14 protein-coding genes are annotated in these 15,042 nt (G+C 65.0%); 4 read left to right on the top strand and 10 right to left on the bottom strand.

Annotated features, from left to right (window positions below; all coding sequences use genetic code 11):
• Positions 1-183 precede the first annotated feature (183 nt).
• Both DDA93_RS11435 and umuD read right to left on the bottom strand, forming a co-directional pair.
• A complete protein-coding gene (locus DDA93_RS11435; RefSeq protein ID WP_024475578.1) occupies positions 184-1,533 on the bottom strand; it encodes a Y-family DNA polymerase in 1,350 nt (449 codons plus the stop codon).
• A 9-nt stretch (positions 1,534-1,542) separates the two neighbouring features.
• A complete protein-coding gene (umuD, locus tag DDA93_RS11440; protein WP_024475579.1) occupies positions 1,543-1,974 on the bottom strand; it encodes a translesion error-prone DNA polymerase V autoproteolytic subunit in 432 nt (143 codons plus the stop codon).
• A 182-nt stretch (positions 1,975-2,156) separates the two neighbouring features.
• On the opposite strand from umuD, the gene DDA93_RS11445 reads away from it, so the two are divergent.
• Entirely contained in the window at positions 2,157-2,594 is a 438-nt protein-coding gene (locus DDA93_RS11445; protein ID WP_024475580.1) for a hypothetical protein, read from the top strand.
• 147 nt (positions 2,595-2,741) lie between these two features.
• Here DDA93_RS11445 and DDA93_RS11450 read toward each other — a convergent pair whose 3' ends face one another.
• The 5 genes from DDA93_RS11450 to DDA93_RS11470 all read right to left on the bottom strand — a co-directional run bounded on the left by DDA93_RS11450 (position 2,742) and on the right by DDA93_RS11470 (position 7,859).
• A complete protein-coding gene (locus DDA93_RS11450; protein WP_116778863.1) occupies positions 2,742-4,262 on the bottom strand; it encodes a CYTH and CHAD domain-containing protein in 1,521 nt (506 codons plus the stop codon).
• Positions 4,263-4,269: 7 nt separating this feature from the next.
• Complete coding sequence (locus DDA93_RS11455) at positions 4,270-4,509, bottom strand: hypothetical protein (RefSeq protein WP_116778864.1); 240 nt, start codon at positions 4,507-4,509, stop codon at positions 4,270-4,272.
• A 317-nt stretch (positions 4,510-4,826) separates the two neighbouring features.
• Positions 4,827-5,447: an L-threonylcarbamoyladenylate synthase gene (locus DDA93_RS11460; protein WP_019481432.1), complete on the bottom strand. Its 621-nt coding sequence runs from the start codon at positions 5,445-5,447 to the stop codon at positions 4,827-4,829.
• Positions 5,448-5,475: 28 nt separating this feature from the next.
• Positions 5,476-7,383 carry a M64 family metallopeptidase gene (locus DDA93_RS11465; protein WP_019481433.1) on the bottom strand — a complete coding sequence of 636 codons (1,908 nt, stop codon included), beginning with the start codon at positions 7,381-7,383 and terminating at the stop codon, positions 5,476-5,478.
• Entirely contained in the window at positions 7,380-7,859 is a 480-nt protein-coding gene (locus DDA93_RS11470; protein WP_024475583.1) for a hypothetical protein, read from the bottom strand. The genes DDA93_RS11465 and DDA93_RS11470 overlap by 4 nt, the downstream gene beginning before the upstream one ends.
• Before the next feature lie 184 nt (positions 7,860-8,043).
• Between DDA93_RS11470 and DDA93_RS11475 the strand changes: the two genes are divergently transcribed.
• Positions 8,044-9,285: a S8 family serine peptidase gene (locus DDA93_RS11475; protein ID WP_243400610.1), complete on the top strand. Its 1,242-nt coding sequence runs from the start codon at positions 8,044-8,046 to the stop codon at positions 9,283-9,285.
• The gene (locus DDA93_RS11480; protein ID WP_024475585.1) at positions 9,263-9,493 is read left to right on the top strand and encodes a hypothetical protein; all 231 of its coding nucleotides are present in this window, start codon (positions 9,263-9,265) and stop codon (positions 9,491-9,493) included. Before DDA93_RS11475 ends, DDA93_RS11480 begins: the two co-directional genes overlap by 23 nt.
• Positions 9,494-9,569: 76 nt before the next feature.
• Here DDA93_RS11480 and DDA93_RS11485 read toward each other — a convergent pair whose 3' ends face one another.
• The 3 genes from DDA93_RS11485 to DDA93_RS11495 all read right to left on the bottom strand — a co-directional run bounded on the left by DDA93_RS11485 (position 9,570) and on the right by DDA93_RS11495 (position 12,183).
• The gene (locus tag DDA93_RS11485; RefSeq protein ID WP_024475586.1) at positions 9,570-10,613 is read right to left on the bottom strand and encodes a hypothetical protein; all 1,044 of its coding nucleotides are present in this window, start codon (positions 10,611-10,613) and stop codon (positions 9,570-9,572) included.
• 8 nt (positions 10,614-10,621) lie between these two features.
• Positions 10,622-11,413, bottom strand: coding sequence for a BTAD domain-containing putative transcriptional regulator (locus DDA93_RS11490; RefSeq protein WP_165802625.1), 792 nt, complete (start codon positions 11,411-11,413; stop codon positions 10,622-10,624).
• Between the two features lie 281 nt (positions 11,414-11,694).
• The gene (locus tag DDA93_RS11495; protein WP_019481439.1) at positions 11,695-12,183 is read right to left on the bottom strand and encodes a hotdog fold thioesterase; all 489 of its coding nucleotides are present in this window, start codon (positions 12,181-12,183) and stop codon (positions 11,695-11,697) included.
• 19 nt (positions 12,184-12,202) lie between these two features.
• Here DDA93_RS11495 and polA point away from each other — a divergent pair, with 19 nt between their 5' ends.
• Positions 12,203-14,959, top strand: coding sequence for a DNA polymerase I (gene polA / locus DDA93_RS11500; protein ID WP_084442781.1), 2,757 nt, complete (start codon positions 12,203-12,205; stop codon positions 14,957-14,959).
• Positions 14,960-15,042 lie beyond the last annotated feature (83 nt).

Here is a 15,042-nt window from a genome sequence, read left to right on the forward strand (position 1 = left end):
GAAGTACTGTGACCAGGCAGCGCCAGTATCGGGACAATACCGCGCGCGTCACCGGCGGGGCCTATCGTGCCGGCGAATTCAGAACCGGCCGCAGAGTCATTTGCTTGAGGGGGACCAAGGCCCACCCGTGGTCAGTGGTCGGCAGTACTTTCATCCAGTCGGCTTTTACTCAGTTGGCCTTACTCAGTCGGCTTTCACAATGGCGAGTTCATCCCACTCGGTGGTGTACCGGGGGGAGGAATACCGGCGGCTCATGGTCCAATCGGCCGGGGCGCACATACCGGCCCGACCCAGTCCGATACTTCCCGTACCGTACTTCTGGGTCACCTCGCCGAGGAGCGCTCCGATGTTGCGCCGCTCGTGCACCGAAACGAAGACGTCCAGTTGCGGTTGAAACCCGGCGGGGGACAGATCGGTGAGCATCACCCCGGCCCGAGCGTAGGGGACCCCCTCCCCAAGGTGTCCCTCAAGGGCCCCGACAGCCGCCCGCGTCAGGACCACCGGATCAGCGGTCGGGGCGGTCAGTCTCACGGTCACGGACGGGAAGGAGGAAGCAGTCCGGTGGAAATGTGATGTGCCAGCAAAGACGGTCATGCTCTTGGCGAGTTGCTTCGCCCGGGACAGGCGCACCGCCGCGGCCTGCGCGTAGAGACTCATCACCTGATGCATTCCAGCGAGCGTAGTGACCGGCGTCGAAAATGAGCGGGAAAAGATCATCTGCTTTTTGTCCGCGCGCTCCGTTTCCAGTTCGATGCACGGCACACCGCGCAGCTCCAGGATGGTGCGCTGCATGAGGACCGAGAATTTCCGTCGCATCAACAACGGGTCAGCGGCACGAAGGTCAGCGATGGTAAACACGCCGATGGCATTGAGCCGTTTTCCGAGCCGGCCAGCAATACCCCAGACCCCGGTGACCGGGACCCGCGACATGATGTGGTCGATGTGGGCCCCGGGCATGGTGTCGAGATTGCAGACGCCACCCATCGCAGGGTTTTGTTTGGCCACCCGGTTGGCGAACTTGGCAAGGGTCTTGGTCGGGGCGATTCCGACGCAGACCGGCAACCCCGTGTGCAGCGCCATGGCGGCCCGGATGGCCCAGCCTTGATCCTGTAAGGACTGCGGCGAACCCGCGAGACCAAGAAAGGACTCATCGATCGAGTACACCTCCTGCCAGGCGGCGAAGCGTCCCATCAGCTCCATGGCCCGTGAACTCAGGTCTCCGTAGAGCTCATAGTTGCTGGAGCGCTGAATGAGCCCCCAGCCGGGAGCTTGGGCGGAGATTTTGAACCACGGCTCGCCGAGCGGAATGCCGAGGGCTTTCGCCTCATTGGACCGGGCCACCACGCAGCCGTCGTTGTTTGACAAGACCACCACCGGGACGCCCGCCAGGCTGGGATCGAAGACACGTTCGCAGCTGACGTAGAAGCTGTTGACGTCGACGAGAGCTATCCGGGACGGTTTGGTACGGTCGGCTGCTGCCGCCGACGGGTAATGGCCCGGGCCATCGGGCATCCGGGAATGGTAATCGGTCATCGCAGCGGCTTACACGTAGTGCAGGCAGCGGGTGACTACCCCCCACACCGACAAGTCGGACAGTTCAGCGACAGTGATGTCCGGATAGTCGCGATTTTCCGCTTTGAGGATGACCCCGGTGGCGCCAAGGTGTAGCCGTTTGATCGTCAACTCGCCGTCCAGGATCGCCACCACCACCGAGCCGTGGTGGGGCGCCAACGACCGGTCCACGATCAGCTCATCCCCGTCGTTGATACCGGCGCCGGACATGCTGTCGCCGGAGACCCTCACGATGAAAGTACAGGTGGTGTCTTTGATCAGGTGTTTGTTGAGGTCAATCCCGCCGTCGTAATAGTCCTGTGCGGGCGAGGGGAAACCTGCGGGAACGGAGACCGGCGCGACGTCGGTGAAGTGGCCTGGCGGGGTTCCGTGTAACTGAGCAATATGGGCTACAACGGTCACGGCATCCCTCGATTAGTACATATATTCGAACGAAATAAGCGTAGCACCCGACCCGGACCTTTCAGCGGGGCAGCGTCACAAGTGTGGTCGGCTCAGTGCTAGATTTCACGGGGACGCGGCAACACCACGGGCGGCTAATTGCTTACCGGGTGACCGACTGAAAGCGGATTGGGGAACGAGTGATGGACTGGATCCGGTTCCCTGTGATGGCGATTGTTGCCGCGGGATTCGGCTTTGCCGGCGGGTGGGCAGCGATTGCTGCGGACCGTCATCGCCGCACGCCCGAGGCTGTGACCGCCGGTCAGGTTGAAGTGCCTGAACCCCCTCGGCTGCGGGAAGCTGACTGGGCCGTGTACTGGCAGAAGGACAACATCTGGGTGTTGACCAACACCGGATCAGCCAAGGCAACTGCGGTCGACGTGCAATTCGAGCAGTTCGCTGTGGAGTCCTCGAATCTGCGAAGCACCATGCAGACCTCGGGGGAGGCCACGTTCAGTGGCTATCTGCGGGGAAAAAAGCCAGCCGTGCTCATCTCGTGGGCCACGGAAGACAGCGAACAGCGGGGCCCCGCGCGACGCGCCATCCCGCTTCAGGGCAACCGCCGCTGGCAGGACTGGTGAACTACCAGGACCGGTGATCCGACGCGACCGCTGACCTGCTAGCACTCTCCGAAGCCGCCGTTGTTTCGCTCCGGCAGCTCGGCGGAAGCATCCCACCGTGAGCGGTTCCAAGGCTGGGTGGGGTGGGTCATGGTGTGCGCTTTCCGGTCAGCTGAGCTTCCTGATGCTCTTCCGGAATTTTCTTTCAGCATCGGCCTGGATCGAATTCTCGGCCTCATGAAGCACTCCGTAGGCGTAAGTGTTCTCTCCGGCCCGTCGCGCCGCACGGGATGCTTTGAGGAGATACTCCTGAAAGAGGACGCTGTCGCGGTGGGTTCCCAGAATGTCCTGGATCTTCTCCGACGACTTCATTGACTTTCCCACCTGCCCGCCGAAAGCGAATCCCGAGGCCCCCTCAACCGACCTGATCGCGTAGCGCAGGCGCTTGGACCTCTTGCGCACCTCATGCAGCAACTCCAGCTGGGAGTCCAGATCTGATGCGCGGCTGGCACGTTGAGCGGATTTCACCACGATCTCCTGCTGGCGGTTGACCGCTGGCGGAAGGTTCGTGGCAGCCTTCCCGCCGTTGTTCTTCTCGCCCTTCAGCGGGACCCGGGCGGTGAACTCGTCAAGGGCATCAAGGGTAGCGAAGTATTCAGCGGAATTGAGGTCCCGGAGGACTGCCGAGTAGGCCTTCTGGTACCGGGCGGCCGATGACTTGTCCAACCGCCTCATCACGTGCCGGGGGATTGACCCCGGTGGCCGGTTGGCAATGCGGGTCACGATCAGCGCCTGCATCACTTCCGCGTCACGGGCGGCGCTGAGATTCCGGCCGAGTGACTTCAGCTGACCTTCGAGCTCGCCCGCCGGGCCGCCCTCCAGCAGCGGCCGATAGGTCTTCAGCATGCTACGCAGAGTGCGAGCCTTCACCCGCAACTGGTGCAGCGAACCTGCCTCGTGGCGGCGCACCCGCGGATCCCACGCCACCAGTTCGGCGGCCACCTGGCGGAACGAAGCGGTCAGCACATTCCGGACAGAGCCGGGCTTACCGTGGACCGGAGCGAGCTGGGGTTGGCCACCCATGGCCCGGGCCAGTTTCGACGTGCTGGCGGCTGGGGCGGCGCCAGCGTTCAACAAGGAGTGCTCGATGGCGTCCACCAGGGCCTGCCTGGCATCATCGGGAGCGGGTTCTCCGCCCTGCACTTCTGCTTCCCATTCCCGCCAGGACCGTTCGACGCCGGTGGTCAGGTCCTCTGCGTCGACCACATCATCGCTGATTTCGATCAGCGGGGTGCCAGCCGCATCCACCAGAGTGGTGATGGTGCGGGTGGTCGTGATTCGTGCAACTGGTTCGAGGGCACTATTCCTGACATGGACCCGAACCAGATCGAGTACCTCCGACGGCGGTGTATCGCCCGTGCCGGACAGCGGCACCTGGACCTCGAGCCGGTCCGCGTCCGCCGGGAACTTGGTATGCCAGCCCTCGTCTTTGCCCCCGCGCCGCCGTCGCAGGGTTATTCCGTGGCGCAGCAGCGACCGGTCCGGCAGATCGAAGTACAGGGCTTCCAGAACCACGGTACCGCCGTCGTCCGCGCTGGCCACGCCGGTGATGCCGGTGAGGTCGGGGACCACCTCATGGGTGCCGACGTCGTACTTGCGTTCGATCTCAAGAGATTCGGTGCGTGTCATGGTCTTATTATTGCGTCTGGTGTCCAGCGCCCGTGTGTCCCGAGGGGACGGGCTGGACAGCTGCGTCGACCGCGGCAGCCGACAAATCGTCAAAAAGTTGCTGGGTTTCCCTCACATCCTGTGAGGTCCCGCCCGACCGGAGAATCACGTCGATCTCCGCATCGACCTGCTCCAACCGCTGGAGGAGATCGCCGTCGGCGCCACTATCACGCAGCCGTTTGATGGTTAGTTCGTTTGAATAGCTCATGTCTGGCCTCCAGCCGGTCGACGGTGTTCATCCCCGGGCAAGGTCTGCCCTGGGCGACGGGTTTACTGCCGGTGCTGGGAAACCTCTAACGGTGCGAGTCGAGAGTGAGGCGCGCAGTTCGTACCGCGTAGCTGATTCGTGGGGCGCCTCGCAGGACGAAACAGGAAGGATCTTGCCTGTCTGAGAGCGGTGCTGTCTGTTCACGGGATACCTTAACGTGCTGGCTCGCCGTGCGGTCAGACGGTGATGAATGCCTAAAACGACGGTAACCGAGGCCGTCTAGGGCTGAGAATACCCCACGTAGCTGGCAACACCACTCACTCGAACCGGGACGGGTCGCCCATGCCGTGACGCACCACTTCGGCGGAGCCGCTGGAAAAGTCGATCACGGTGGTCGGTTCGGCGCCGCAGTCGCCCGAATCGATGACCGCATCCACCTGGTGGTCGAGCTCTTCCTTGATTTCCCAGCCTTGGGTCAGCGGCGTTTCCTGATCGGGCAGCAGAAGGGTGCTGGACAGCAACGGTTCGCCAAGCTCGGCGAGCAGGGCCTGCACCATCCGGTGATCCGGAATCCTGACACCCACGGTCTTCTTCTTGGGGTGCAGCAACCGGCGCGGCACCTCCTTGGTGGCCGGCAGGATGAACGTGTAGCTGCCTGGCGTTACGGCCTTGATGCTGCGGAAAACATCGTTATTGATGTGGACGAACTGGCCAAGCTGCGCGAAATCCTTGCAGACCAGCGTGAAGTGGTGCTTGTTGTCGAGCTTCCGGATGGAGCGGATGCGGTCCAGCGCGTCCTTGTTGCCCAGCTGCGCGCCGAGCGCGTAGCAAGAGTCCGTCGGGTAGGCGATGAGCCCGCCGGACCTGACGACGTCGACGATCTGCCCGATTGCGCGCGGCTGTGGATCGTCGGGGTGCACATCGAAGAATTTGGCCATGCGAAGAGCATACGTCGCTGGTGGTAGGTCAGGTGATACCCAGTTGAAACCACCCAGCCCACCCCGTCGATGCGTTCCACCACGTGCTGTAGACGACGCTGTCCGATCCGATGACGAATACATCCAAATGTTCGGTCACCCGAGACACGGCGGCGACCTGGCTGCCCGGTTTCGCGACGCCGCCCGAAATGTTGAACCATCCTGCCCACCCGGTGGTGTCGTGCCACCAGGTGCTGTAGATCCGGTTGTCCGTGCCGACGGTGAAGAGGTCCAGGTGGTTGGAATACCGCGCAACTGCAGTGACCGGTGATCCGGCGGACGCCACGCCTCCGGAGACCTGGAACCAGCTGCCCCAACCAGTGCGGGCGCTCCACCAGGTGGACATGATCTTGCCGTCAGGGGCAGTGGTGAACAGGTCCAAATGATCTGGGTGGCGGGCCACCACAGTGACGGTCGCATCAGGCCGGGCGAGCTGCGCGCCGACCTGGAACCAACGGGACCAGCCGCTGCGATCATCCCACCAACAACTCCAGACCCGGTTGTCGGTGCCGATCGTGAATAGATCCAGATGGAACGGGTACCGTGCGATGGCCGTGACGGTCGCCCCGGCTGCCGCGACACCCCCTGAGACCTGGAACCACCCGGACCAGCCGGTCCGCACGTCCCACCAGATGGACATGATCCTGCCGTCCGCGGCGGTGGTGAACACATCGAGGTGGTCGGCGTACCGTGCGAGGACGTTCACGGTCGCCCCGGCCCGGGCAACCAGGGTGCCGAGTTGGAACCAGTTGGACCAGCCACCCGATGAGCTCCACCACGCGCTGTACACCCGGTTATCGGTCCCGACGGTGAACAGATCCAGATGTCCGGAGTACCGGGCGACGGCGGTCACCGGTGATCCCGCACCTCCCGGTGAGGCGATGCCCCCCATGAGCTGGAACCATCCCGCCCAGCCGCTGCTCTGGTCCCACCAGTTGGACATGGTGCGCCCGTCGGATGCGACGGCGAACACATCGAGGTGTTCGGGGTACCTATCGATTACCGTGAGGGGCGTCTTTGCCCGCGCGGTCAACGCCGCCAGCGGTCCGATTCGGTTCCAGATCACCTGCCGGCAGATCCGGCAGAACGGCACCCCCAGGTCGCGCATCTTGCAGGCAAACTCCGGCCGGAACGCGCCGCAGTGGTAATAGTGGGCCCCTTCAAAAGCCCCGACCGTCCCGTCGGCCACTGGGCTGGGACGTGAATCCACTGTGCTGCAGTCCGGGTTGGTCATGGTGGGGATGGCGGTTGCCGCGTTGACGGCCCACCGCCACTTCAGGGACGCCCGGTTCCGGTTGATCGTGACGTTCGGTGCCCCCGGCTCCGGACCGGGATGGTGGTCCTGGCCGGTTTCGTCGCCGCCAGCATAGTACGGGTACTCATCGGCGAGCCCGAACGCGGTGTGTCCCATCTCGTGGATCCCGATTTCGGTGGCGCTCGCCGCCAGCGAATACGTCCCGATGGATCCGCCGCTGCCACCGTAAATCGTCGAATTGACGATCAGCAGCACTGTGGTGAATTCCGGTACCTGGGCAGCAGCGACCGTCAGGGCTGTCGCGGCGTTGCACAGCAGCAGACGTCTGATGCCGTTGCCGCCGAACGTGGAATCGAAGTAGGTTCGGACGGTTGCGCCCGTGCCGCCCGCAGCCGCCGGATCGTCTGCACCGGAATCGGTTGACGAGACATTGACCCGGAAGATGTTGATGGCTGGCGCCAGTTCGTTGAATGGCGGTGTACCAAGGAACGCATTCGCCAGTGCGGTGCAGGCGGTATCGAAGGAGGCCTGCTCCGCCGCCCGGAACCCATCCCCCAGGAGCACCACATTGAAGGCCCGGTTTCGCGGCGCCGAGCCCCGGATCTGGGTGGTGCCAATCACTGTCCCATCGGCGGTGGTCATTTCGTGTCACCTCGTCCCTCGATGGCAAAGCTGGTGATGTCGGTGACGCGGAAACCATCGAGTTGTCGGCCGTCCCCGCCGTCGCCGGGCGGTGCAGCATCCCGGCTGCCGGTGTCCTCCGGATCGGGAGCCGCAACGTCGATCAAGGCGATGGACCGTGCAGCGGCCGGGGCCGGGACGACGACGGTGAAAGCGCCAGTGGGCCGCTCCACCTGGACCCTGGTGATGGGCTCGCCCGGAGTTTCCGGGAACACCTCAGCGCTGTGAAGGTCACTGGTCCGCACCGGCACCCGGGTCAGGGGCGTGTCGTCGGCATCCCGCACCTCGGCGTAGCGGCCGGCTCTCACCTCCGGGTGTGCATCAAACCCGGTGACGGCGACATCGACGGGTTGCTGCAGAATCAGCCGGACGTCGTCGCCGTCGTACTCGAAGATCAGCCTGATCGCACTGGGCGTGGGCTGGGGGTTATCGGTCATGGCGGTCTTCTTCCGGTGGGTCTGGCCTTCGTCCTATCCTCCCGTCACGGGCGTTACTCGGCTGTTACCGTCAATCAGCGGTCCAGGCTGTTGCCGCCCGGTGCTTCTCGAGTAACGCCGCAGTAACGTCGGCGGCGTTATGTTGGGTCTTTATCCCATAGGAACCCAGAGGTAGAGTGCCACCATGATTGAATCTGAGTCCTCAGGTAGCCGACCCCGCGGTCAGGAACCGGAGACCACCGGTCGTTTCATAGTTGTTTTCGCCGACGCCGAGGAGAACGCTCCAGAGCTGCTTCGGTCTGCTGCGGGCATGTCCCATGTCGCTGATTCCCGCGACTTCGGCACCCGTGCCGCATCTCCAGCCGACACTGAGGGAGCTGATGCCACGTATTATTCCCACCTCGGGGTTGCTGTCGTGTCCGCAGATCCGCAACAGCAGCGGGCACTCAGCTCGTCGTCCGACGAGGGCACCGTCATCTCCGTCTCCCCGGAACTCATCCACCACGTGCTCACCGACGAGCCCGGGGGAGCCTCGTCGTCGTTCCAGGACAGCGCGCAGCTCACCTGGGGGCTTCAGGCCGTCGCCGCGGACACATCCCCCTTCAGCGGCGAGGGTATCCGGGTCGCGGTGCTGGACACCGGGTTCGACTCAAGCCACCCGGACTTCGCCGGCCGGCAAATCACCGTTGAGTCTTTCGTACCCGGTGAGACGGCCCAGGACGGGCACGGACACGGCACCCACTGCATCGGGACCTCCTGTGGCCCGCGGTCGCCATCCGAAGGCCCGGCGTATGGCGTGGCCTACGAGGCGGAAATCTTCGCGGGGAAGGTACTCGGCGACTCGGGGTCGGGCAGCGACGGCGGCATCATCGCCGGAATCGACTGGGCCATGGCGAACGGGTGCGCCGTGATTTCGATGTCGCTTGGGGCCGACATTCCGCAGGTGCACCCGCCATATACGGCGGTCGGCCGCCGGGCGCTCGACCAGGGTCACCTGATCATCGCCGCCGCCGGGAACGGCGCGGACCGCCGGCAAGGGGACTTCGGCTTTGTCGGGGCGCCCGCAAACAGCCCGTTCATCATGGCGGTGGGCGCGCTGGACCAGCACCTCGAGATGGCCTTCTTCTCCGCGAGGACGCTCCCCATCCGGGGCGGGCAATTGGATGTGGCTGGCCCGGGTTTCCAGGTGCGTTCGTCCTGGCTGATGCCCGACCGGTACAACACCATCAGCGGCACCTCGATGGCCACGCCGCACTGCGGGAGTCGCAGCCCTCTGGGCGCAGGCATCAGGCTACCGGGGGCGAGAGCTGTGGTCCCTGATGGCTCAGGAGAGCCAACGGTTGCTGCAGGCATCGGTCGACGTCGGCTCCGGTCTGGTGATGGCACCGCAGGAATGAGGGGTCATGATCTTCACCGTCACCGTTGATGACCTGCATCGTTCCGCGATCCAGGAGGTCGCGGAACAGTTGCGGTCCTGCGGGTTGGAGGTTGACCGGGTGCTCGGCAACGTGGGCATGATCACCGGCTCAGCGCCGGAGAACTGCCGGCCGGATCTGGAAGCGGTCGAGGGGGTGTCCTCCGTGGACGGTGAGACTCGCTTCCTCCTGCCTCCGCCCGACAGCGACATCCAGTAGCAGCGACGTCCGGTAGCAGCGACATCCAGTAGCAGCGACGTCCGGGACGCACTCCCGGCTGGCGCCGCGCAGTCGGCTACGGCCCGTTGGTGTTCGCGGTGCCACCGGTTTTGCCGCCGACGTCGTCGAGCACGTTTTGCGCCTGCCGGTCCACCAGCCCGGTGAACAACTGTTGGGCGGCGCCGAAGGTGATCGCCCAGGCCACGATCTGGGCGGGATTGTCCAGATCGCTCAACCCGGGGACGAAGCCGCCGCGCATGAGCTGCAGTCCCAGTACTGCCGTCAGCGCACCTGCGGGGAGCTTCAGAATTGCCAGGGCCAGTGGGAGACCGAAGGGGGTCGAGGTGCCCCTGACATGGCGGAGCGAAGCGGCACCTGAGACGGCCGCCGCTATCAGTCCGAACGATTCGATGAAGAACACATCCCAGGGCCGGGGCCTGTTGCCCGTGGGGCAGGCAACGCCCTCGGCTGGTTCGAAACACAGCCGCAGCTCCTCCGGCCGGATCCAGCCAGCGACGGCGAGGGCCGTCGCCAGTACGGTCAGGACGAGCGCGCCCATGATGAGCACGTTGCGGAAGCTGCGCACCCGCGAGAATTCCTCCCGGGACTCGAGGCACGACGCCCTGAACGCAGCCACCAGGGTCATCCGCCCGGATTCATCCAGGGGGGTGCCAAGTGACGCTGCCACGACGTCTTCGACAGCGACCCGGTGCGGGTCTCCCCGCTTCAGGTGCTGCCGGGCGTGCGCCTGGATCCCCGGCAGTTGCGACTGGACGTAGTCCAACGGTGCCCGCAGCAGAAGTGCCACCTGCGCGGCGTCAAGTTGGCTGAGGACCCGTTCCACCACTGCTCCATTGAATGAGGTCTGAATGGCCGGCGACTTCTGCTCCGCGACGGTGGACGCTTCGTTGAGGTGCCACGTGATTGCGTGGTCCAGGGCGGTCTTCGCGCTGGCCTGGCCTGGCGGCGCCCCCGCTGGGGGGTCGATGAGGCTGACCCATTCCGCGAGGGTCCGCAACTGGGCGGCGGTGGTGATCGCCTGTTCCCGCCAGGTGCGGTTCGTCGGTGGCGCGAGGGGAGGGGGTAACGGGGGTTGCGGGCCGGCAGCAGGCTCTGACATGGCTGGACCTACTCGAAGGACGGGTGCAGGATGGCGCTGAAGGTGGGCGCTGGTTCCGCGCGCACTGTGGGCTCCTGCGCCTGGAGCAGCGGACGGATGAGGTCCGTGATCCGGGTGGACGGCCTGACCCCGCACTCCCGGTTGAGGGTCGTCAGATAGGTGCGATAGCTGCGGATTGCCGAACCATGGTTGCCAGCCGCCAGATGAATCCGCAAGAGCGTCCGTTGCACGCTCTCCAGGAGCGGGTCCAACGCGACAGCGGCCGTCGCCGCGTCGAGGGCGGGCGAGAGCTGGCCCTGAGCCAGGTAGGCGTTGGCCAGGTCCTCCAAGGCGGCGAGCCGCTGCCTGAAGAGCCTGTCCTGATCTACCCGCAGCCAGTCTTCATCCCAGCCCGGCAGGAGGTCCGCCGTCTGAAGGTCACCGGCCAGCCTCTCCCTTACCAGTGCACCGACGTCGAGCAGGCCCGTTCGGTTGACCCGATCCACGCGGGCGAGCAGCTCGTCGACGTCGATCACAATTCCCGGGGCGAGGGCAAGCGGATCGCTGGCTGGCTGCAGGAGACCGGGAAGCTGGTGGGCAATGTTCCACAGGCAGGCACGCAGGCTTCCCGAGGCTTGCGCATCGGTACGGTCGGGCCACAGGAGCCCCGCGATGTAGCTTCGTCGACGGCCGCCGCGCAGGGCCAGCGCAGCGATGAGCCGCTGCTGCCGGAACGCGACAGTGACCGGCTGGTGCTCACGTTCTAGACGCCAGTACCCCAACAATTTCAAATTCCATTGGACCGGAATGCTCGTAGACATACCCGTCCCCACTTCCTGCATCATCGGGGAGAGGCGCCCCCTATCCGCTGAAACGGTGAACCGCTGTGAATGCCAGCATCCTCAGACTTTCGAACCTTGTCAATGCTCCCTGCAATAGTTCACCCACTCGGGGGCGGCGGGGCACTTTCGCGCAGAAACGGGGCCCTTTCGATCAGAAACGGCCCTCCGGGTCAGGACCGCCGCTTGCAACCGGCGGTCCTTTCCCTCGGGGCCCTTTCAGGGGCCGGTTGGACGGTCTACGGCCGGGGTCAGCAGGTTCGTCAGCGGAGGTCGCGGATGATGTTGGTGATCCGGGCGGTGGAGAGCCGGCGGCCGTCGTCGTCGGTCATCACCACTTCGTGGGTGGTCAGCGTGCGGCCCAGATGGACGGCTGTCGCGGTGCCGGTAACCAGGCCCGACGACGCCGACCGGTGATGGGTTGCACTGATCTCAATCCCCATCGCCTGGCGGTCCCGGCCAGCGTGCAGGCCTGCGGCGAAGGAGCCCAGCGTCTCGGCCAGGACCAGATGCGCGCCCCCGTGGAGGATTCCGGCAACCTGTTCGTTCCCTTCAACCGGCATGGTGGCAACCAGCCGGCCAGCGGTCATCTCGGTGAACACAATTCCCATTTTCGCGGCGAGGCGACCGATGCCGTGGCCGCTGAGCCAGTCGTGCATCTCTTCAGGCACACCGGCGGCGGCCAGCTCGGCAGCGAACGGGTTGGCGGGCGGTTCCTGTCCGGACGACTCCGGAGTGTAATTGTCGGTCATGGGAACTAGGCTGGCACCTGTGAGTCAAACAACCAAACCCGATGTTCCCGTAGCCGCCACGACTCTGACTGACGCTCCGCCGACGGCCACCGGGCCGGCCGACGGATCCCGTAATCGCCTCCTCGTCATTGATGGCCACTCGATGGCCTACCGGGCGTTCTACGCCCTGCCGGCCGAGAACTTCTCCACCGACACGGGACAGCACACCAATGCCGTCTACGGGTTCACGGCGATGCTGATCAACCTGATCAGGGACCAGAAGCCCACCCATGTGGCGGTGGCACTGGACCTGAGCACCCCAACGTTCAGGACCGAGGAGTACACCGAGTACAAGGCGGGCCGCGCGAAGACGCCGACGGAATTCCATGGCCAGGTGGACCTCATCATCAAGGTGATGCAGGCGATGCACATCCCCACCCTGTCGATGGAGGGGTACGAGGCCGACGACATCATCGCCACCCTCTCGGTTCGGGCCGCCGCCGAAGGCTGGGACGTTCAGGTGGTCAGCGGTGACCGCGATGCCTTCCAGCTGGTCAACGACCGCGTCACCGTGCTGTATCCGAAGCAGGGTGTCACCAACATTCCGCAAATGGATGCGCAGGCTGTGGAGGAGAAGTACCTCGTCCCGCCGGACAAGTATTCCGACCTGGCCGCGCTGGTCGGGGAAACCGCCGACAACCTGCCGGGAGTCCCAGGAGTGGGCCCCAAGACTGCTGCCAAGTGGATCAAGCTGTACGGCGGACTGGACGGCATCCTCGAGAACCTCGACGCCATCAAGGGGAAGGTGGGGGACTCGCTCCGGGAGCACATCGAGCTGGTGAAGCGCAACCGCCGCCTGAACCAGTTGCACCTTGACCTGGACCTGCCGGTTGAGCTGGACACGATGGTGTCCAGGACCCCCGACCGCCCGGCCGTCGAGGAGCTGTTCGACTCCCTCCAATTCAACGTCCTCCGCAAACGCCTCTTCGACCTGTTCGGGGAAGAAGACGCCGCCGAGTCCCACGACGAAATGACCCCGCCGGAGCACGTGGTCCTGACCAGCGCGGCCGACCTGACCGAATGGTTCAAAGCGACCAACCAGGCCATCGCAGCCATCCAGCTGGTGACCCAGTCAACGACCGGGAACGACGACGTCGTCGGGCTGGCGATTGTCACCTCGACCGCCGCGGCGTACCTGGATCTGGAGACGCTCGACGCTGAGGCTGAGCAGGTGCTTGCCGGCTGGCTGGGTGACCTCAGTGCACCCAAGGTGGCCCATGACTTCAAAGCCGCCTACAAACTACTCGCCGCGCGCGGGCTGAAACTTGCCGGGGTGGTGGATGACACGGCCATCTCCGGGTACCTGATCCAGCCGGACCGTCGGGCCTACGATCTGGCGGACCTGAGCCAATCGCACCTGAAAATGTCGATCGCGCCCGCCGCAGGGACCACCGGGGGGCAGCTCGCGCTCCAGCTGGAAGACGAGGATGTCGCGTCCCCCGCCGTCGCCCGCGCCTTCGCCGCCCTGCAGCTCAGCGAGTACTTCGCCGGCCAACTGGTGGAGCGGGGCGCCAACCAGTTGCTCGGCGGGCTCGAACTGCCCCTGGCCGAGGTGCTGGCGGAAATGGAGCTCACCGGCGTATCCGTGGCGATGGACCGGTTGGACCAGTTGTTTGATGATTTTTCGGCGACCATGAGCACCACGAGCGCCGAGGCGTTCAGGATCATCGGCAAGGAAATCAACCTGGGGTCGCCCAAGCAGCTGCAGGCGGTCCTGTTCGACGAGCTTGAACTGCCCAAGACCAAGAAGATCAAGACCGGCTACTCAACCGACGCCGATGCGCTGACTGACCTGATCGTGAAGACCGGGCATCCGTTCCTTGAACAGCTCCTGGCTCACAGGGACGCCTCCAAACTCCGTCAGACGGTCGAGGGGCTGCGGAAGTCAGTGGCCGACGACGGCCGGATCCACACCACGTACGTCCAGACCATCGCGGCCACGGGACGGCTCTCCTCGACCAACCCGAACCTGCAGAACATCCCGGTGCGCTCCGACGAAGGCCGGCGGATCCGCGAGGTGTTCGTCGTCGGTGACGGCTTTGACTGCCTGATGACCGCCGACTACTCGCAGATTGAAATGCGCATCATGGCGCACCTGTCCGGGGATGAGGGCCTCATCCAGGCGTTCCGCGATGGGGAGGACCTGCACCGGTTTGTCGGTGCCCACATTTTCGGCGTCGCACCCGCCGAGGTCACCAGCGCGATGCGGTCCAAGGTGAAAGCGATGTCCTACGGCCTGGTCTACGGTCTGAGCTCGTTTGGACTCTCCAAGCAGCTCGCCATTTCGGTGGACGAGGCCCGCACCCTGATGGGCGACTACTTCGACCGGTTCGGCGCCGTCCGCGACTACCTGCGCGGTGTCGTGGAGCAGGCACGGGTCGACGGGTTCACGTCCACCATCGAGGGCCGCCGCCGGTACCTGCCGGATCTTTCCAGCGACAACCGGCAGTTGCGGGAAATGGCTGAACGGGCGGCGTTGAACGCGCCCATCCAGGGTTCGGCTGCCGACATCATCAAGAAGGCGATGCTCGGCGTCGACGCCGAATTGCGCAGGCAGGGTCTCTCCTCCCGCATGCTGCTCCAGGTACATGATGAGCTGGTGCTCGAGATTGCGCCCGGTGAGCGGGACACCATGGAGCTGCTGGTGCGCGAGCAGATGGGGGCTGCGGCTGACCTCACGGTTCCGTTGGACGTCTCGGTGGGTGTGGGAGCGAGCTGGCACGAGGCCGCGCACTAGCCCAGGCCCGCTCGGTCGTGCCGGGCGCTACGCACTGGGGCCGGGGGTACGTACTGGTGCCGGGAGTTCACTGCGGCCGGCAG

This window comes from Arthrobacter sp. Bz4 (genome assembly GCF_003075455.1).
Taxonomy (GTDB): domain Bacteria; phylum Actinomycetota; class Actinomycetes; order Actinomycetales; family Micrococcaceae; genus Arthrobacter_D.

Excerpts from the sequence above, each read along its gene's own strand:
- DDA93_RS11495 (WP_019481439.1), bottom strand. The coding sequence starts at position 12,183 with ATGACCGACAATTACACTCCGGAGTCGTCCGGACAGGAACCGCCCGCC.
- DDA93_RS11445 (WP_024475580.1), top strand. The coding sequence starts at position 2,157 with ATGGACTGGATCCGGTTCCCTGTGATGGCGATTGTTGCCGCGGGATTC.
- DDA93_RS11450 (WP_116778863.1), bottom strand. The coding sequence starts at position 4,262 with ATGACACGCACCGAATCTCTTGAGATCGAACGCAAGTACGACGTCGGC.
- DDA93_RS11490 (WP_165802625.1), bottom strand. The coding sequence starts at position 11,413 with ATGTCTACGAGCATTCCGGTCCAATGGAATTTGAAATTGTTGGGGTAC.
- DDA93_RS11485 (WP_024475586.1), bottom strand. The coding sequence starts at position 10,613 with ATGTCAGAGCCTGCTGCCGGCCCGCAACCCCCGTTACCCCCTCCCCTC.
- DDA93_RS11455 (WP_116778864.1), bottom strand. The coding sequence starts at position 4,509 with ATGAGCTATTCAAACGAACTAACCATCAAACGGCTGCGTGATAGTGGC.
- DDA93_RS11460 (WP_019481432.1), bottom strand. The coding sequence starts at position 5,447 with ATGGCCAAATTCTTCGATGTGCACCCCGACGATCCACAGCCGCGCGCA.
- DDA93_RS11470 (WP_024475583.1), bottom strand. The coding sequence starts at position 7,859 with ATGACCGATAACCCCCAGCCCACGCCCAGTGCGATCAGGCTGATCTTC.
- DDA93_RS11480 (WP_024475585.1), top strand. The coding sequence starts at position 9,263 with ATGATCTTCACCGTCACCGTTGATGACCTGCATCGTTCCGCGATCCAG.
- DDA93_RS11435 (WP_024475578.1), bottom strand. The coding sequence starts at position 1,533 with ATGACCGATTACCATTCCCGGATGCCCGATGGCCCGGGCCATTACCCG.
- DDA93_RS11465 (WP_019481433.1), bottom strand. The coding sequence starts at position 7,383 with ATGACCACCGCCGATGGGACAGTGATTGGCACCACCCAGATCCGGGGC.
- DDA93_RS11475 (WP_243400610.1), top strand. The coding sequence starts at position 8,044 with ATGATTGAATCTGAGTCCTCAGGTAGCCGACCCCGCGGTCAGGAACCG.